Below are 19,965 nucleotides of genomic sequence, written 5' to 3'. Positions count from 1 at the left end.
GGGCACCGTCAGTCAAGGAGAGAGAACCGTTGCTATTGATTACTGTGTCGAACTCCAGCAAGTTCGGATCATAATTCAGAATGACATCGACCGTAGTGAAGCTGGAGACCAAGCTGCTCACGCCAACAGTCAAATCGAATTGCTGTTGCTGATAGACTGCATTCGGACCGATTAATGTAGCTGCAGTTACATTTTCAATTTGTCCGCTGATGGTGATATTCGCTTCTCCTTTAACACCTGAGCTGTCATGGGCTGTCGCGATGACTTTCACCACTCCCTCCTTAACAGCGGTTAACAAGCCTCCAGCACTGATGGTCGCTTTATCCGTTGCCGTTCCGTCCGCGTTGACGACGGACCAAGTGAAWGTTTTATCAACGGCATTYGCAGGCCATACATCTGCAGACATTTGCARTGTGCCGCYTTTCGTCGTWATCGMTGATGCTCCGCCCGCTCCGGATACGTTTATGTTGGCAACTAAATTCGGAGATGYAAATGGTATCGTGCTGCCGTTCAAAGTAAAATTCGTAAATTCCGCAGTTTTKACAGGAATAGCCRTATTAAATTTTCTTGTAAAAATGCCTACTTTGGGATTCGTTATCGCCATGTCGAACATATCGGCAACCTGAGTCCACTTTGTACCGTCGCTGCTATAATAGCCCTTGTAMATKGTTCCGGATTTTTCAATTTTCAAGWAGATATCCGCAGGAGCCACTRGGTCATCGTAGTTTTTATCTATTTGAGMGCCATTTTTTATTTGAGAAAATCTAAGCTGTTTGGAAGCACCAGGGTTAGCGCCATTAGCTTGACGCCCAAATGTAATCGCATTGCCATCATCCTGATAGACGATCAATCCGGCCCATTCATACCCATTTGATGCATCAAACTTTACCTTGGTGGAAATGGTGAAGTCGCTAGTACCGGGATTTCTCAGAAGAATATTACTCGGTTTAGATCCGCCCCAGCTTCCTTCGATTGTCGTTAATCTCATTGCGTCCGGACTGCTTTCTGCGTACCAATTGTTGCTGATTTCTCTTACCCATGACCAGCCGCCGCTCAAGTTTTTCCCCGGACGCGAAGCTGGTTTTGGGTATTGCCCGTTATAACTATAGACTCGAACATAATCGACTGCCATTTGTTTCGGAACCGACCAATCTGTAGTTGAATCTGGGTTCCCCGGCCAATTGCCGCCTACCGCCAAATTTAATTGCAGATAAAAGTCGCGGTCAAAAGGAGCCGGGTAGGGGTTATCATCTGTACTCGTGCTGCTTTTACTAAACCAATCGTTCTTAGTTGAGTAAAGAATTCCGTCGATAAACCATTTTATTTGGCCCGGAGCCCATTCAATACTGAAAGTATGGAAGTCATCCGAAAATTTCTGATTATTGGGAAGCGTATAGTTTTCTCCGGTATGTGCATAAGGGTTGCCATAATGTATGGTGCCGTATACTTTACCCGGTTCATGTCCAAGAGATTCCATAATGTCTATTTCACCGCTAGCAGGCCAACCTCCGAAATCCTTGTTGGTAGGCATCATCCAGATGGCAGGCCACATCCCCTTGCCTTCCGGTAATTTAGCACGGATTTCAAATCGACCATAAGTCCAATCGCCTTTATTCTTCGTCTCTAACTTTGCTGAAGTATAATCGCTTCCTTGATACTTCTCCTTGCGTGCTTCAATAATTAAATTCCCGTTCTCAACACGGACATTTTCCGGCCTTTTCGTATAATTCTGCAGTTCGTTGTTGCCATAGCCACCGCCACCTTGAACATAGTTCCATTTGGATTCATCTAGCGTAGAATTGCTAAATTCATCATTCCACACTAACGTCCATGGAGAATCATTTGTGGCGTCGAGAGTCGTTATCCCTTCTCCTACGCTGCCTTCAAGGGCATAAGTCGGTGATAACGACGCTACCGACGCAAACAGTACAATAACTAGAAAAGTAATGATTACTTTTTTGAATGTCAAGGTTTCACACTCCCAGACAAGTTCTTATCTAAAAATCTAAGAATTAAAACAACCGCTTCTGCTCGGGTAGCGTTGTCATTCGGAGCGAATAGATTATTTTCTTTCCCATAGATCAGTCCTGCTTTGGCTGCCGCCGCAACAGATTTCTGCGCATACGCGGGAATCATTCCGAGATCGGCAAAAGTCGGATTCAACTCGGATTCTGTTTCCAAACCAAAAGCACGAACCAGCATCGTCGCTGATTCTGATCGGGTAATCGGTTGATCTCCGCGGAATGTGTTGTCCTCAAACCCGTTGATGATTTTAGCTTTAACAGCCGCCGATACGGAAGGTCTCGCCCATGTCGGGATTTCGTCGAGATCGACAAACGATAGCTCACTTGCGTCTTCTGCCGGCAATTGCAGCGCGCGCATTAGTATACTAACAAACTCGTTACGAGTAACGTGACGTTGAGGACGGAACGAACTATCGCTGTAGCCTGACACAATTCCAAGTTCAACAGCTCGCTGAATCGATGCCTCAGCCCAGTGCCCGGCAATGTCATTCAGCAACGGCTTGCCAATCGTTATGGACACTCGCTCCCCTACGTTTTGCGATGCCTTGACTAATTTAGAATTCACAAGATCCACATCTTTGATCTCGATTTCTGCCTCCCCCTGGCCAATCGTTTGAAAACTCAACGTGAAGAAAGTTAAGTTTCCGTTATCTCCGAGTACTTGACCTATTTTCGAGTGAGCAAATGTAAGATTGTCTCCCTTTACGATCGGACTGACTGTAAATCCTGAACCAGAGCTTTTCGCCTCTTTAAACCTCAGTCGCTCGGAATCAAATACGATATTAAATTCATATGCAAACACATCGGTCAGGTTTGTCCCTCTGACAGTAACCTGAATCTCTTTATCAATGTCAGCTTTGCTGCTCGTAATCATGGCATACGAAGGAGCACCTGTGGCAAGTATCCTTTGCGGCTGCAACCAGGGAATGCATAATAATAATGCCAATCCAAGTGTAAACAATTTACTTCTCATTCTAATCATCCCCGTTTTCGCAGTTTCCATATGGATCAAGGAGGACGGCAAATGCGCCATCCTCCCCAATCTTGAAATTAATTATCTAAAAGCCAGTTGTCGAGAAGCATTCTTGCTACTGCCGCAAGGACTTGAATATCGATTTTGCCGTTATTAAAGATATCAGCAGCTTCAATTTCACTCCAGTTGGCATCTGTTGACTTCATGCCATAATACTTGGAGATGACGGATAGATCATTGATGGTGACACTCGTTTGACCCGGAACTAGCGTAACAATCTTCGTCAGGAATGTTTGCAGTGCCGTATTCACATCTGTTGTCGCCGTGTTTACTTGCGTCTGCGTTGCCGCCGAACTGCTTAATACTGCGTTAGCCCTCGATATAGCCGCCTGCAATTCCGCTCTCGCAGCCGCCGGATATTGACCGACTTTGGTGCCTTCGGTCACTGCATCATACTTGCTTTGCGYAGCTGTAATCGCTTTGCTCARTGCTGMTTTGTCTACAACAGTACCAGGATCGGTGTATACCGAATTAGTGAACGTTGTCAACGCAGCATTTAAAGCACTCAACGCATCTGCGACTTCCGATTGGGTTGATGTTGCGTTATCACGCACCGCTTTGGCGTTGTTAATAACTGATTGTAATATTGCTTTCGATCCGGTCGGATACTGGCCGATATTGTTTCCTTCCGTCGCTGCATCATGTTTGTTCTGAGCAACAATAATCGCAGCGTTCAAATCCACTTTATCCACATCTTTTATTTGAATGCTGAGAGATACGCCGGTTACTAGCGTGCCTGAACCCGCGAAGGAAACCATAAAGTCGGATAACGACACCGTTGTTTCCCCCGCTGCAACCCCCGCTTTGGTTTTGGCGTGTATGGTTAATAGATTTCCGATCGTACTAATCGCGGTGTCATTTCCCTCGCTGGCCATAATGATTCGAATCTGACCTTTATCGGCCTTGATCGCAGTCCCTAACACGTTGAAATGATTTCTTAGTGAGCTCAGGGCAACGTCAGTCAAGGAGAAAGTACCGTCACTATTGGTTATTGTGTCGAACTCCAGTAAGTTCGGATCATAATTCAGAATGACATCGAGCGTAGTGAAGCTGGAGTCCAAGCTGCTCACGCCAACAGTCAAATCGAATTGCTGTTGCTGAAAGACAGCCTCGGGACCGATTAATGTAGCTGCTGTTACTTGTGCAATTTGTCCACTGATGGTGATATTCGCCTCTCCTTTGACACCTGAGCTGTCATGGGCTGTCGCGATGACTTTCACCACGCCATCCTTAGCAGCAGTTAACAAACCTCCAGCACTGATCGTCGCTTTATCCGTTGCCGTTCCATCTGTGTTATAGACAGACCAGCTCACCGTTTTATTACTTGCATTCGCAGGCTGCACATCTGCAGACATTAGCAGTTTTCCACCCTTGTTAGTGATCGCGTTTGCTCCACCTGCTCCGGTTACAGTTATAGAGGCAACCGCTTCAGGTTGGCCACTGATATCGATTGTCGCACTTCCGGTTACACCAGAACCGTCAGTCGCAGTCGCTACCACTTTAAGCTTTCCATTTTTCACAGCGGTCAACAGTCCACCGACACTGATTGTTGCCTTATCTGTTGTGGATCCATCCGTGTTTACGACAGACCATAAAACCGCTTTGTTATCCGCTGTTCCAGGCATTACCCCTGCGGACATCTGAAGCGTACCCTTATCGGCTGTGATCACCGACGATCCTCCTGCTCCTGTGACGGAAATGGAAGTAACAGGGTTCCAGTACGGCACTATTATATCGGTCAAAGTGAAATTTGAAAATTCAGCCAGTTTGGCTGGAGGCGTACTATTAGTAGCTAATTTCCTTACAAATATCCCCACCTTAGGATTAGTTAAGGTGACACCTGTGAAAGTAACTACTTTATTTTGATTTGCCGCATCGGTCGCCTGAGTCCAATCGGTACCGTTACTGCTGTAATAACCATTATAAGTCGTGCCTATTTTTTCGATTTTCAAGTATATGTCCCCGGAAACGGGATCCGTGTCATTTTTATCAGATTGAGATCCGCCTTTTATTTGAGAGAACCTGATCTGTTTGGCAGCACCAGGGTTGTTGCCGTTTGCTTGTCGTCCCAAGGAAATTAAGTTACCATCATCCTGATAAACAATCAATCCTGCCCATTCAAAGCCCTGTGTCGCATCGAACTTCAGTTTTGTGGAGATGGTAAAATCGGTAGTGCCTGGATTTTTCAGAAGAATGTTATTTGGATAAGAACCCGACGCCCATCTTCCATCCATTGTCGTTAATTTCATCACATTGGCGTTCGTAGGTTCAATTGCCCAGTTCACTGGGCTCTCTCTCACCCATGACCATCCGTTGTTCAAAGTCAGCGCCTGCCCGATAATAGTAATCGTCTGCTTTCCAACGACACCAGACCCGTCCTTGGATGTAGCGATAACGTTCACGGTTCCGTCGCTCTGCGGTTTTAACAAACCTGCAACATCAATCGTCGCCTTGCCTGTTCCGTTCTCCACCGACCAGGTGATCGTTGGTTCGTCAGCATTAGCAGGCGCAACCGCAGCAGTCATTTGCAGTGTGCCGCCTTTGGTTGTGATGGAATTCGCACCACCTGCTCCTGTCACCGTAATCGTACTCACTTTTACGATCTGACCGCTGATGGTGATAAGGGCTTCGCCTTTCACGTCAGTACCGTCTTTTGCTGTCGCAATGACTTTTACGATACCGTCATTCGCTGCCTTTAACAATCCCGTGGCATCGATGGTCGCTTTATCCGTGTCCTTTCCGTTCGTGTTCACGACGGACCAAGTGACGGTCGTTTGATCTGCATTTGAAGGCATAACACCAGCTGACATTTGCAGCGTGCCGCGTTTTTCCTTTATTGATGATGCATTTCCGGCTCCAGTAACTTTAATGCTCGTTACGGCTACATTTGGCGCCTGAGCCACTGTAACTTGCGCCAATGCTTCATTAGTGCTTGCGCCTACTGTTCCTTTTACAGGAAAGCTGCCTACCGATGTATATTTAGAAGGGTCGATGGTTTCCCATGTTACAGGTACATTCTTGGTAGTTCCATCACCGAAAACCTGAGTTACGCCTGCTGGCAGTACAGGAGCTTTTCCTGTAATTGTCGCCTTCGTGAGTGGTGTTATGCTTACAGGTGTTCTTGGCGTATATTCTGTAAATGTCGCTCTCATGCTGCCTTTTTTCACAGCGTTGCCTATATTATTCACTATATGCGTAATCTCACCGAAGCCGCTTAAGAAAACACTTGTCGCATTGTGAATTTTGACGTTTGGCGTATCTGGAATTTCGATAGCGCTTTCAAGATTTACATTATCCGCATCCCTGAAGAAGGAGTAGATGCCAACTCCCCAAGCATCGTGTGATTTCACCGATTCCGCTACTTTATAGGAAGCAAAACCCTTAACAGTACCATTGCTGCTCATCCAGCTATCTTGATCCGGTACATCGTACGGAATTTCAGATTGATAGAAGTACATCCGACCTCTATCGCCATTCCATAAAGTCTGATATTCATGAAAATGTTCAACGAACAAACCATAGATGGTTACATCGTTTCCGTTCACGACCAAACCGTTCGTTGTTGTGTTTAAGTTCCATTTCACATCAGTACCGTGATCAGCGCGCCATACCCAGAAGTGATCACCAATCACATTGTTGCTGTTGATTTTGATACTGGTATCTGCTCTTCCAACTACAGGTCCTCCGCCAACTCTAAAGAAAAGATCTTGAAGCAAGGTCGGATTTGCCGAGTGATCCTTTGAGCTTCCCGATGGCCCTACTTGCATTAATGCGGGTGAACTCTCTGATCCAGCATCGAAAAGAAGTCCTGCAATCGTAACGCCATCAACATCATCTACCGACAAAGCAACAACGCCATTGTGCGGCATGAGCGTAGCAAATCCAATACCAAGGACTACGGTATCTGGGCTTGTTACCCGAATGGTATCGTTAAGATGATAAATACCTGGAGTTAATAAGAGATTTTTCCCCGCTGCAAGCGCAGCATTGATGGTTGCAGCATCCGATTTATCCGGAGATGCTACATAGAATTGGTCAAGTGGTATCGATTTACCTTGGCTTGCTCCTCCTGACCATGACGTTCCTTTCGTATTTGATTGAAGACCAGGAACAAAAACTTGAAACGCCCCACTGCCATCTACGGTAAGGAATGGCTTCTCCCGATTGATAGGCGTTTGATTGACAATTGTGTTCGGTGTTGCAGGCCAAGTGTTAGCAGGTGCAGTACCGAAATTGTCCCCAAGAAAAACGTTGTTCCACTGTCCGCCTGACCAATCATTCATTACGCTATTTCTGGAGAACCATTGCTGTTGTCCTCCTGCTTCAACTCTGCCATCGACTTTGGAATCGGCCATGTAGCCACCGCTCGCCCATCCGCCATCATGCAGCTTGAGATCGCCTTTCACGTGCATACGTCTAAATGGAACTGCTTGTGCTACCGCCCATTTATTACTGGCTGACGTGGGTTCTATTGTGAAATTTTCAGCAGACCGCCAAAAGTTTTTAGTTGCGTTCCCAACTGGCTGATTCCACCATAAAGCATCAACCGTTACATCGCCCTTAATCGTGACGTCGTCAGGACTTTGGCCCAAACCCGCTACATGCGTATAGAAGCCCACTCTAATGTCAGTTTGGTATGTACCCGGTTTAAAAAACAAGGCATAGCGATCATTGCCGAATTCACTTGCTTCTTGTCGTTTGAATACTTCGGCCGTAATTCTTTGAACTTCTGATGCCGGCGTATTTTGGTCAAACACATATACATTGGGACCCAATGGACCCGTGGAAGGTTCCAGCCCATCTGCCGCGTTAGATACCGCTGGTGCCACTACGAATAAACTCATCAAAATTGAAAATGTGAGCATAATGGACAAACTTCTTTTCAACATGTTTTCAGCCCTCCGGTAACTTTAATGTGTAAACAAAACCCTACAGTGCTGTAGAACTTCTCCTTGTACCACCTCTTCAGTCGTTTATCGCTTTCCCCGGTAAGCGTTTTCTATATTAATCTTCTTCTCCCGGCGCTTTTGGCCTCCTTAAACTTCAGTCGCTCGAAATCGAATACGATATTAAATTCATATGCAAACACATCGGTGAGGTTTATCCCCTTGACAGTAACCTCAATCTCTTTACCAAATTCAGCTTTGCTGCTCGTAATCAGGTCATACGAAGGAGCACCTGCGGCAAGCATCCTTTGCGGCTGCAACCAGGGAATGCATCAGATCCGTCATTGGCTGTCGCAATGACTTTTACTTGTCCATTCTTAACAGCGGTTATCATTCCTGCAGTTCTGATGGTCGCCTTATCGGTGGCAGTTCCATCCTCAACTTTTTATCAAGTACGTCGCCTCCATTTAAACGAAATATGACCTGCCTCGAAGTGAAGCGCATTCATTAAGTTCACGTTTAACTCCTTCCTTCAGTTCCGCCTAACGGCAACCTGTCCATTAAGGCTTTCTTTCCTCATCATAGATACAAAAAGAAGGTCTGAAAAGAAAACAAATTGACCAATATGGATGTTTTTTTAACTTTCGCGGAAGAAATTGCGGAATTATTTGGAGAAATGAGAAAAACCTTCAAGTCCACTGCGAAGTGGCTTTGAAGGTTCTCTCAAGGATCTAGTTATGAACAACGAGTTGTTTACACACGCATGGCCCCAAATCTTTTTAATACGCTGATCGAATGAAAGTGCATGCCCTCGTGATACAGTGTAAACGTCAGGAATTCCCCGATTTTGTTTAGCAATATGCCTCTGCCTGTCGTAAATGGGGTTTTCACCTGCTCGTGGAAGCGACAACGCATTTCAGTCTATACGCTGTAGTTAATGTCATCAAAAACTTTGTTGACCTAGCTCCCTACGGTTGGGCCCAAGAGGCTATTGAAGTATTGGCAGCCAAAGGAATCATCAGCGGAACAAGTGAGAAAACATTTACACCTGCTGCAAACATATCTCGGGCAGACTTCCTGTTACTCTTGGTAAAATCGTTAGGTTTATCGGTGCATAGCGATGCTAATTTTAATGGATGTCAGAAGGATTCTTACTATTACGATGCTGTGGCAATTGCGAAAGAACTCGGTATCGCACAAGGGAGCGGAGACCATACATGTAGTCCGAATGCATCCATCACCAGACAGGATATGATGGTTATCGTGCCCCCATCCTAATCAGCAATAGCCGCCGTTCGCGCTACCTTAATCGATGCAAAGGCATAAACGATAAGTGCGCTCCAGATAAAAGCAAAGCTAATCAATAGCATAGGTGAAAATTTCTCTTTGAACACGAATATGCTAAGCAGAAGCGTAATCGACGGGCCGATATACTGAATGAAGCCCAGCATAGATAGCGGCAGTTGTGACGCAGCTTTGGCAAACCATAGCAAGGGCAGCGCGGTAGCACCGCCTGCTAGGAAAAGCATGATCAACGTTAGCGGCGGCAGTGTCCACGCAGCATCTTGATGCGTAGCAAATAGGTAGATGATGTAGGCAAGGGCGATCGGGAAAACGAACGCCGTCTCCCCAGCGAGGCCGGTTGCGGCATCGTAGGTGACTCTTTTTTTCACGAGGCTATATAAGCCAAAGGTACCTGCTAAGGTAAGGGATACCCAGGGAAATCTGCCGTAATCCACGGTGGCGATCAAGACACCGATTCCGGCCAAAGCCACAGCCAGCCATTGTCTGCCCGTCGGCTTCTCACGAAGGAACAGCACCGCGAGCATAATGTTGAAAAGCGGTGTGATGTAATATCCGAGACTCGTCTCGATCACATGCCCATTATTAACGGCCCAAATATAGATCAGCCAATTGGTGCTAATCAACAAACTACTCGCTCCCACAAGTAATAAGGTGGTGCGATTCGTAATCAGGCTACGAAACTGCTGCCATTTACCTTTTCCAACGACAATCAGAATCGCCATAAACACGAATGACCAAATCACGCGATGCGATAATATTTCTCCCGCCATCAATGACCCGAAAAGCTTCCAATACACAGGCAGCAAGCCCCAAGCAATGTAAGCAATAATGGCATAGCCAAGACCTTTTTTCATTATAAAAACCCCACTTCATGTACAAGTAACACAATTCTATGCACCATAAAATCTGTCCATTGGTTAATAACATTGCTTCATTGTACTGGAAAGTGGGGTTTTTGTACAAATATAATTGTCTGCTTGTTCGTTAAAATCCCGATTCTAAATAATTATCCTGGTTGTCAAAGTAAGGAATTTCCTTTTCAATCATCGGATCAATAACGGATATACCCTCCTTCGTTGTCACATGCCAATCCTCATTCGAGCTGATCACTTCGGCCAAAAAAGCATCAAGATCCATGGCGTATATCTCCTTCCTCTATGCATGTAGGGAATATCCTTATTATGGTGTCTATATGACAAAAAAATCCCCGATACACGGGGATTCTCCGAACGATCATCCTTTTACCGAACCTGCAGCTATTCCTTCTACGATGCGATTACTCAATAAGATGAACGCAATCATGATTGGCAAAATACTGATCATCAGCGTCGCGCCAATCGCGCCCCAATCGGTCGTATATTGGCCGACGAAATTCTGAACGCCTACAGTTAAAGTCTTATACTTTTCCGAGGAGATGAATGTATTCACGAAAATAAACTCATTCCAATTATAGATCATGTTAATGATCACAGCTGTAGATAGCACAGATGCCGTCATCGGCAGCGTAATGCTGAAGAAGATGCGATTCACGGAGCACCCGTCCATCACGGCAGCTTCTTCTACTTCACGCGGCAGCGTGTAATAAAAGCCGAGCATAATCATGATCGTAATCGGCAAGTTAAAAGCAATGTAGGACAGGATGATCGACAATGGATGGTTGGTTAGGTTCATTTTCATAAACATACTGAATAAGGGAATGAGCGTCGAGTGCACGGGAATCATCATTCCTACCATAAACAATCCAAGCACAAAGGACTGCAGCTTCCATTTCATCCGGGTCAACGCAAATGTCACTAAGCTAGCTAATAAAACCGTGACCCCAACCGACACTAACGTCATCCAGACGCTGTTAAAAAAGTAACTATTGATATGGCCTTGCGTCCAAACCTTCTCGTAATTCTCCCAACGCAGTCTCTCTGGGAATGCCATCGGGGCGAGATTGAAGATTTCCTCATTATTTTTCAAGGAGAATAGCATGAGCCACAAGAGCGGAAAAATCTGAATCACAGCGACAATCGCTAACACGATATACAATACGCCATAGCCGATTTGTCCAGGTAGCTTGCTTCGTAGTGTTAGCGCCTGTGCCTGACGACGAGTGGTTTCGAGTTGCATCGGAATCGGAATCTCCTTTCGTTACGAGTATTGGATCTCATCTTTGGAAGCTGTCGCTTTACGGATTAACCAAGTAGCCACGAGGCATATCAAGAGCAAGAAGAAGCCAATGGCGCTGGCATAACCGAAATCATAGCCTTTGAACGCTTTGCGGTACATGTAGGAGGCCATTACTTCGCTGGATCCGTTAGGCCCGCCCCCTGTCATCACGTAGATCAGGTCAAAGTATTTCAGTGATCCGACGACGGCCAGAACGACCGTTACTTTCATCACTTCCGCGATTAACGGAACACGAATGGATAAGGCGATGCGCCATGGACTAGCGCCATCAATGCGTGCGGCTTCGATCAGCGAGGCCGGTACATTTTTCAATGCAGCGTAATAGATCAAGATATAAAATCCAGCGTACTGCCATAAGATCGGCATGAAAATCGCGTATAAAACAATGGATGGATTGGACAGCCATTCCGGTGTATGCGTGACCCCCAGCGATGTTAGGATAGCATTCAATACCCCGTTCGTTGGGTGGAATATTTTCAACCATAGTTGAGCGATGGCTACTGATGATAGCAGCATAGGAATTAAATAGATTTTGCGAAAAAAGTTAGCCCCTCGAATGTTTGCGGAGAGTACTAATGCGACTAACAAATATCCAAGCAGGGAGACGCTTGAGAAAATCGCCAGCAAAAACGAGTGCTTCGCGCTTCCCCAAAATAATTTATCCTTAAGCAGTTCGGTATAATTATGCAAACCGATGAAACTCATTTTGCCTACGCCATCCCATTTCATAAGTCCGTAGTAGCCCGTCATCATGATCGGCATATAGATCAAGGCTAGCAGCAGAAATAACGAGGGAATCACGTAGACCGCAATCATGGATTTGTTAGACATGACTTTATCCATAGCAGGCACTTTCCTTTCACCGATAATGACAAAGGACATACCACTTGGAGGGATATGTCCTTTCCCAAATCGTTCGTATTCGTTAGGCTACTTCGCTTCCTTCGCCAAGGCATCCTCATGATTCTTCGCAAAAGCTTCCGGTGTCACCGCTTTACCAAACAAAGCTTGAATCATATTCAAGTGAACTTCTGCGGAAGCAGGCTTCATTTGAACATCTGCGAAAAGGGTAATATTGCTCGCTTTATTCAATTCGTTCAATAGGTCGATGTACATTTGCGGCAGCTTCACTTTGGATGTGTCTACTTTCGTTGCTGGAATTACGCCTGCTTCAGAAATCGCGTGCTCGCCCCACTTCGATACGAAGAAGCTGACGAATTTCTTGGACTCTTCTTTCACTTTGGAGTTGTTCGCTACGAACAAGCCCACGCCTGGTCCGCCAACCCAGCTATCCATGTTGCCTTTACCGCCATCGACCGTCGGGAATTTAAAGAATCCGATTTGATCCTTGAACGCTTGTGGCACATCTTTGTTCGTTGTGTAGTTCGGTAATTCCCAAGTTCCCATCATATACATCGCAGCTTTGCTGTTCATGAACTCTGCTTTACCTTCGTCATTGCCAAGCCCATTGAAGCCTTTGTTGAAGGCATTCATGTCAACAAGCTGGGAAACTTCTGTTGCTGCGCGAACTAAACCTGGATCATTGAATGAGCCTGTGCGGTCAATCGCTTTTTTCAACGTTTCGGGTCCGCCGATCCGATCAGCAAGGTACATGTACCAGAGTGAACCTGTCCAACGGTCTTTGTTGCCAAGTGCAATTGGAGCTACACCGTTCGAACTCAGCGTTTTGACAATGTTTTTGAACTCGTCATACGTCTTAGGTGGTGCAAGGTTATACTTGGCAAAAAGCGCTTTATTGTAATACACCGGCACGATGTTCAATTCAACCGGAAGACCGTAGGTTTTACCGCCGAATGCATAAGCATCTGTTGTGCCTTTCACGAATTTATCTTTCAAATCCCCTTGCAGCAAGTCATCCAGCGGAGCGAACATGTCGCCTTTGACATAAGGATCCATGTAGCCTGCTGCCCATGTGAAGCCCACATCAGGAAGGGCATTTGAGGTCGAAAGGACTTTCATTTTATTCTTGTATTGTTCATTCTCGAGCACTTCCTGCTCAATCGTCACATTCGGATTCGCTGCTTGATACTCTTTGATGATATCGTTTACAATTTTGTTTTGCGTAGCGGAGTTTCCTGTCGGCCACAGGTGCATCATTTTAATCGTTACTTTTTTCGCGGGTTGCGCAGTTGCTGCTTCGGTTGCTTTCGCTGATTCTTTAGGAGCTGTCGTTGGACTCGCATTATCTGTGGAACTAGAGCAGCCCGTCAATGCCATGGATAGGCCGAGCATCGTAGTTAGCGACCATGTAAGCGTTTTTCTTACCATGTTTGTTTCCCCCTAATCTTTTGTGTGCTACGTGTTTTATTGTAGCGCTTTCATTGTGGCTGCAGGGAGTAACAGCTATCGGGTAATATTCCACTATTTCGAGGTATTCATCCGATCATCGGCATCCATTATCTGTTTCCGATACTGATTCGGGCTCGTCCCTTCATACTCTTTGAACAGCTTAATGAAATATTTCGACGTCTGGTAGCCTACTTGCTCCGAGATATCCGCAATCGTTAATCTTGTTTGCAGGAGCAGCTCCTTCGCCTTCTGGATCCGGTTTCTCGCAACATATTCACTGAAGGTGAACCCCGTTTGCTCTTTGAAAAGAGCGCTGAAATAGCTCGGATTCAGATGGATTTGGCTTGCTACCTCGCTCATGCCGAGCGGATCTTGAAGATGTGCCTCCACATACTGGATGGCCTGCTGCACAGGAGCACTGTAATTTTTGTCGGCAGTCTTCGCCTGCATCAAGCGCGTGTCCACCATTTTCTCCATCGTTTCAACGCGCCCGCGTTCTTCTTCCATGCGCAGCGCCTGCTGGACGGCCTCGATCAGCTTGCTTTTCTGAATCGGCTTGAGCAAATAGTTAACAACGCCTAATTCGATCGCTGTTTGTGCATATTGAAAATCCGGATGTCCCGAAATAATGATGACTACTGGCTTGTGAGCGAAACCACGTGTACCTTCCACGACTTGCAAACCGTTCATTTCAGGCATACGGATGTCTGTAATCAAGAGATGTACGGGTCGCGATCGTAAAAGTTCGAGCGCTTCCGTCCCATTGCTGCAGCTAAGTATCGCATACCGCCCGATGGACCAGGCTTCTAATGTTTTGCGTATGCCTTCTCTCGTTAATGGCTCATCGTCAACGATAAGAATGGTTTTCCCCGATTGATTCATCGTGTTCCTCCTAAAAGTTTTTCGCCAGAAAAACGAGCTTCGAAAGCATATGCTTAGATCGGAATATCGAAGCTCACACTCGTACCCTGCCCAGGACAACTCGTGATCGTTAAGCCACGATATGTTTCTGGAAGTGACGGGTAGTAGAGCTGAAGACGCCGCTGCACGTTGGAGATGGCCATGCCTTTTCCTTTGGCGGATGGGGCACTTCCGCGTTCCATCGACTCCTGCACAGCCAGCAGTGTCTGTTCATTCATCCCTGGACCGTCATCACGTACAGTAATGCGCAGCTCAGACGACGGCTCAAGCGGCGACGGTTCCACGCGAATCGTGATCAGTCCCACTCCGATTTTGCCTTCCAAACCATGCAAGATGGCGTTCTCCACCAGGGGCTGAATCAGCAGCTTCGGAATATTCACGTAACTGTACATGTCTTCGCTGTCTATTTCCCAAACGAGCCGCGAACCGAACCTCACACTCATAATGCTTAAATAACGCTTGATGTGCTCCAGTTCCTCCGATAGATTGACCCACACATCCTTATTCGGATTGCCGATGACATAGCGAAATAAATCAGACATAGCGACAACAAGATCAGCTAGCTCTTCTTCCTCTTTTTCCTGCAGGGACCAGTACAGTGCTTCTAATGTATTATATAAAAAATGCGGATCAATCTGCGCTTGAAGAGCTTGCAGCTCTGTTCGGCTTTGGATCATTTCTTTCTCGTACACGAGTTTAATGAGTCGATTCATGTTATCTACCATCTGATTGTAGGTCATGTTCAAGTCATTCAGCTCCGTGGTGTAAGACTGTGTCAAATTGGGGGTTAGCACCCCTTGCCTTGTATTTCTCATAGCCCGCATCAACCTAAGAATCGGTCTTGTAATCATCGAAGATAGAAGAAACGACAGGATAATAAATAGCACCAACCCGATGGCTCCAGATACGATAATCGCCCAACGCAGCACGGAAATCCCATCCGTCACATCACTCACCGGGTACAAAATCATCAACGTCCAGCCCGTCTGTTCGGAGAGCTGTTTCACCAAAATATATCGCTTCTGCTCTAAAGTAACTTGCTGCGAATCGGTATGCATGAGCCCGCTGATGTCAGCAAGTGCTCCGCCTTCAGAGACAATGGGCCTTGCCGAGCTATCGGCTAACAGCATTAATTCGCGCTGCCCTGTATCGGGGAGCTTGCTTTGGAAATCGAAATAGCTGCGATTAATCCGCACCATCAAATACCCGCCATTTGAGAACCATCGGTCAATTAAATTGATCCGACGAATGGCTAGAACCGTGTCCGGATTCTTCGGATCGTTCCCGATCCACACCAGCCTGCCCTTCTCTTTATCCGCCTGTTCAATCCAGTTCGGTTCGATTAGATCCGTTAACTTCTGTTCATCCAGCGGAAACATACGCGCAAAATCCGTCGTATACAACTCCACATTGCTCACACCACTGTAAGCTTGGATGTGATTGGCGATTTTCAGAAGCGACTGACGCTCGCTGAAGTTTAGCGTCTTCCCTTGAACGGATGATAAAAACAATTGCTGCAAATACACATCATTTACAGCTTGTAACGTCAACGTATCGATTTGTGTAATGATCGCTTCCAGTCTGCCGTTCGCTTGACTGGCGATTTGCTTCATCTGTGTCTCCGCCTTCGTGTTGAGGAGGGTGGATACCGAATTGTACGTAATCGCGCCTGCACAGACCAGAACGATGATCATCACGGCAATAAATCCCGCTAACATCTGATTGCGCAATGTATTCCAGTTAGCCAGCTTCTGCCACAAGCGGAGTTCCCCTTTTCGCATATAAGTAAGTGCTTTCAATATGCCAAATCATACTACATCCTAGAAAGTTTGGCTATTAAACTATGTCCATTTTCGCTTCAATACGCGTTCATTTCCTGTTCATGAATTGTCCTAGCATCACATATTGCAAAAATAAGGCTAATCGCGTCAAATCTATCCGATTCAAAAACAGGGGATTCCTTTATAATCAAGTTATTGAAAGCGATTACAATACAATTCATACAACATGCAAACCATTCCAAAGGAGATGTTTCATTATGAATAAAGTACGTATGGGTATTATCGGACTAGGAGCAGAAGGAGGCATGTACGCAGGCTTTCTAGCAGATGGCAAGGTAAGCAACATGATCATCGGCGCTTTATGCGATACGGATCCTGCCAAGAAGCAAATGGCCGCTGAGAAGTATCCGGACATCCCTTTCTATGACAATTATATCGAAATGATGGAAAGCGGACATGTGGATGCCATCGTCACCTGTGTGCCGCACTACTTGCACCCACAGATGGGTATCGAAGCGCTGAAACGAGGGATTCACGCCTTGGTCGAGAAACCCGCAGGCGTGTACACGAAACAAGTTCGTGAGTTGAACGAGTTCGCAGCTGCGAAGCCTGAACTGACTTTTGGCATCTTCTTCAACCAACGCACCAACTCCCTTTACCAGAAGTTGAAGCAATTAATTGAAGATGGCGAGATCGGCGAAATTCGCAGAACGAATTGGATCATTACTACTTGGTGGAGACCACAAGGTTATTATGATCAAAGTGAGTGGAGAGCGACCTGGGGCGGCGAAGGCGGCGGCGTTCTTGTGAATCAGGCGCCTCACCAGCTGGATTTAATGCAATGGATTTGCGGGATGCCGAAGAAAGTATACTCGATCGTGAAATATGGTTTTCAACGAAACATTGCTGTTGAGGATGAAGTCACAGCCATGTTTGAATACGAGAACGGTGCGACTGGCGTATTTGTTACTTGCACACACGACGTATTAGGCACAGATCGCTTCGAAATCCTTGGCGACAAAGGGAAGATAGTTGTAGACGGCAGTAAGAAAATTACAATCAAACGTCTTACTACCCCAGAGTCCGAGATGAGCAACTCGATGAACATGCAGGACGTGATGAAAATTTTCATGGGTCAAAACACAGGGGATATTTTCACAGAGGAAGTGCTCGAATTCGGGGAATCCTTCGGTGTTCAGCATATCGCTGTGCTCGAAAACTTTGTAGCCAACGTGCTGGACGGCACTCCGCTAATCGCACCTGGCAGCGATGGCATTTATGGCGTGCGACTTGCCAATGCCATTCATCTATCCAGCTGGCTTGGCAAAGAAATCGAACTTCCTTTCGATGAGGATCTGTTCTTACAAGAACTGAACAAAAGGGTCGAAACAGAAAACAAATATCCAGTCAACGTATAAGGAGGCAAGCGTCATGGCAAAGGGAAAAATCGGCGTTCAAATGATGATGTTGAAGGGTAAGGTTGAGGAGCTTGGTATCTTCGAAACATTGAAGAGAGTGAAAAAACTCGGCTATAGCTGTGTTGAAGTATCACAAATTCCGATGTCACCAGATAATGTGGCTGAACTGCGCAGAGCAAGCGTCTATTTCGATATTGAAATCGCCTCCTTAAGTGCCTCCATCGAACCGATGGTTCCAGGCATGCCAGGAGAATTTCTTTCAACGGACTTCGATAAGATCGTCGCAGATTGCCACACGCTGAATTGTAAATTCCTGCGCATTCCGATGCTTCCCTTCACAGCGATGGGGAACAAGGAGGCTGTACTAGCCTTCGTTCAGAACGCAGACGACTATGCAGAAAAGTTAGCACTGCACGGTATCTCTTTGTACTATCACAACCATCATGCTGAGTTCCAGAAGTTTGATGGCGAATACTTGCTGGATATTATCAAAAACAATACGAAGCATCTCGGTTTCGAGATGGACGTCCACTGGATCCAACGCGGCGGGGAAAATCCCGTAACCTTCATTCAGCAATACGAGGGTCGTGTTGCACTGATTCACTTGAAAGACTACCGCATCGGAGCGCTTAACTACGATTTCTCCAAAGGCATGGATATGCAAGCGTTTATGACCGCATTTAACAATATCATCCAATTCGCTGAGGTTGGCGAAGGCAGTCTCGATATTAAAGGCATCATGGAAGCTGGCGCGGCCAGCGGCTCGAAATATTTCCTCGTTGAACAAGACGATGTGTATGGGAAGGATCCGTTCGATTGCCTCGCCCTCTCGGCGACTAATTTGCGCAAGCTAGGCTTTACCGACTGGTTCTAACATATAGGTTTATCCAAAATCACCCACTTCCGCCTTCAGATGGCGGTCATAGCTGGGTGATTTTTACATACAACAAAAAGCCTACCCGCTTTCACCATAGGTGAAGATTCGAGTAGACTAGGGAGAGTACAAGGAAGCTCCACGAGAGCTATAACTTCTTTTTGTGGTAGAAAAAATTTGGCAACTTGATCTCATTCGAGTAATGCTGATGGAAAATATGCGTCGTAGCCGGGGACATCGGCGGAATCAGCCACGTCCAGTCACCCGTGACGTCGCGCCCGCTCTTCTCTTCGTTGTCTTCGAAGCGCTTGAACTGCTTCGCTGCCGTGTGGTGATCGACGATGGCAACACCCTGCTGGGCGAACGAATGCAGCACCGCTACGTTTAGCTCGACCAGCGCTTTGTCCTTCCAAAGTGAGGACTCACGCCGCGTATCGAGTCCCATGATCGACGCTACCCGCGGCAGCATGTTGTACCTGGCCTCATCGGCAAAGTTCCGCGCGCCGATTTCCGTTCCCATGTACCACCCGTTAAACGGAGCCGCGGGATAGATCACGCCGCCCATTTCGAGGTACATGTTAGAAACCATCGGCACCGCATACCATTGCAGGTTCAGCTCCGCGAAGGTTGGCAGCTCTGGATGGCTAATCGCCACCTCCAGAATCAACGCTTTCGGGATCTCGAACAGCCGCGGCTCCCGCTCTCCTACCTGTAGCATGAGGGGCAGCACATCAAAATGCGTCCCCTCACTCTGCCAGCCAAGTGCCTGGCATGCCTTCGTGAAGGTCACTGAAACAGGGTCGCCCAAGATGCCATGTTCGGTTTCATACCCCGCATAGCGAATCAGCTGCTCATTCTTAATCTGAACAACTGGCTTCCCTTCACGTGATTGGGGAAATATCGTGATGACGGGGCGGATTTTGCCGCCATTCGTCGCTTCCTCGATATGCCTGAACAGCGCCTCGGCCGCAGCTTCTACCGTCTCTATATGACGAGCGTCGTGTACACGAAGCGACTCCCAGAACAAACGCCCAATGCAGCGGTTGCTGTTGCGCCAAGCCATTTTCGCGCCATGCGTCAGCTCTTCCATCGTATGCTCATACGTCCCAGTATACTGAATCGCTTGCGTAATCTCGGCAATACGGGCGTTAATTTGTGCCTCACTTTTGCCCAATTCGGTATAGCATTCTTGTATAAAAGGGATCGCTTTCTCTAGCTGCTGGTCCTGAACTTTCATC

The 19,965-nt window shown here is 46.7% G+C and carries 14 protein-coding genes and 1 pseudogene; 3 read left to right on the top strand and 12 right to left on the bottom strand.

What is annotated here, in order from left to right:
• The 4 genes and pseudogenes from AB4114_RS16765 to AB4114_RS16750 all read right to left on the bottom strand — a co-directional run.
• The coding region (locus tag AB4114_RS16765; RefSeq protein ID WP_441989473.1) for a family 16 glycosylhydrolase at positions 1-1,969 on the bottom strand (1,969 nt) is incomplete at its 3' end.
• A complete protein-coding gene (locus AB4114_RS16760; RefSeq protein ID WP_441989472.1) occupies positions 1,966-2,997 on the bottom strand; it encodes an S-layer homology domain-containing protein in 1,032 nt (343 codons plus the stop codon). The genes AB4114_RS16765 and AB4114_RS16760, both read right to left, overlap by 4 nt.
• 77 nt (positions 2,998-3,074) lie before the next feature.
• Positions 3,075-7,946 (bottom strand): Ig-like domain-containing protein, encoded by a 4,872-nt coding sequence (locus AB4114_RS16755; protein ID WP_441989471.1) that lies wholly within the window; start codon positions 7,944-7,946, stop codon positions 3,075-3,077.
• Between the two features lie 268 nt (positions 7,947-8,214).
• Positions 8,215-8,358, bottom strand: a pseudogene (locus AB4114_RS16750) (hypothetical protein); the annotation flags it as partial.
• A 482-nt stretch (positions 8,359-8,840) separates the two neighbouring features.
• On the opposite strand from AB4114_RS16750, the gene AB4114_RS16745 reads away from it, so the two are divergent.
• A complete protein-coding gene (locus AB4114_RS16745) occupies positions 8,841-9,221 on the top strand; it encodes an S-layer homology domain-containing protein (protein WP_441989470.1) in 381 nt (126 codons plus the stop codon).
• On the opposite strand, the gene rarD is transcribed toward AB4114_RS16745, so the two are convergent.
• The 7 genes from rarD to AB4114_RS16710 form a co-directional block, all read right to left on the bottom strand.
• Positions 9,218-10,102, bottom strand: coding sequence for an EamA family transporter RarD (gene rarD / locus AB4114_RS16740; RefSeq protein ID WP_441989469.1), 885 nt, complete (start codon positions 10,100-10,102; stop codon positions 9,218-9,220). The two genes, AB4114_RS16745 and rarD, sit on opposite strands and share 4 nt — an antisense overlap.
• Positions 10,103-10,232: 130 nt before the next feature.
• Complete coding sequence (locus AB4114_RS16735; protein WP_441989468.1) at positions 10,233-10,385, bottom strand: hypothetical protein; 153 nt, start codon at positions 10,383-10,385, stop codon at positions 10,233-10,235.
• A gap of 96 nt (positions 10,386-10,481) precedes the next feature.
• Entirely contained in the window at positions 10,482-11,363 is an 882-nt protein-coding gene (locus tag AB4114_RS16730) for a carbohydrate ABC transporter permease (RefSeq protein WP_441989467.1), read from the bottom strand.
• Between the two features lie 21 nt (positions 11,364-11,384).
• Positions 11,385-12,266, bottom strand: a complete 882-nt coding sequence (locus AB4114_RS16725) for a carbohydrate ABC transporter permease (RefSeq protein ID WP_441989466.1) — start codon at positions 12,264-12,266, stop codon at positions 11,385-11,387.
• 87 nt (positions 12,267-12,353) lie between these two features.
• Positions 12,354-13,712, bottom strand: coding sequence for an extracellular solute-binding protein (locus AB4114_RS16720; protein ID WP_441989465.1), 1,359 nt, complete (start codon positions 13,710-13,712; stop codon positions 12,354-12,356).
• A gap of 93 nt (positions 13,713-13,805) precedes the next feature.
• A complete protein-coding gene (locus AB4114_RS16715) occupies positions 13,806-14,615 on the bottom strand; it encodes a response regulator transcription factor (RefSeq protein ID WP_441989464.1) in 810 nt (269 codons plus the stop codon).
• 53 nt (positions 14,616-14,668) lie between these two features.
• The gene (locus AB4114_RS16710) at positions 14,669-16,414 is read right to left on the bottom strand and encodes a sensor histidine kinase (protein ID WP_441989463.1); all 1,746 of its coding nucleotides are present in this window, start codon (positions 16,412-16,414) and stop codon (positions 14,669-14,671) included.
• 278 nt (positions 16,415-16,692) lie between these two features.
• Between AB4114_RS16710 and AB4114_RS16705 the strand changes: the two genes are divergently transcribed.
• Positions 16,693-17,853 carry a Gfo/Idh/MocA family protein gene (locus AB4114_RS16705; protein ID WP_441989462.1) on the top strand — a complete coding sequence of 387 codons (1,161 nt, stop codon included), beginning with the start codon at positions 16,693-16,695 and terminating at the stop codon, positions 17,851-17,853.
• Between the two features lie 13 nt (positions 17,854-17,866).
• Positions 17,867-18,727 carry a sugar phosphate isomerase/epimerase family protein gene (locus AB4114_RS16700; protein ID WP_441989461.1) on the top strand — a complete coding sequence of 287 codons (861 nt, stop codon included), beginning with the start codon at positions 17,867-17,869 and terminating at the stop codon, positions 18,725-18,727.
• A 148-nt stretch (positions 18,728-18,875) separates the two neighbouring features.
• Here AB4114_RS16700 and AB4114_RS16695 read toward each other — a convergent pair whose 3' ends face one another.
• Positions 18,876-19,964 carry a nitric oxide synthase oxygenase gene (locus AB4114_RS16695; protein ID WP_441989460.1) on the bottom strand — a complete coding sequence of 363 codons (1,089 nt, stop codon included), beginning with the start codon at positions 19,962-19,964 and terminating at the stop codon, positions 18,876-18,878.
• Position 19,965 lies beyond the last annotated feature (1 nt).

Source organism: Paenibacillus sp. 2RAB27 (assembly GCF_052115445.1).
Classification (GTDB): Bacteria; Bacillota; Bacilli; order Paenibacillales; family NBRC-103111; genus Paenibacillus_E.
Note: the sequence above shows the minus strand (reverse complement) of the source record. Positions and strands in the feature narration are given on the sequence as shown.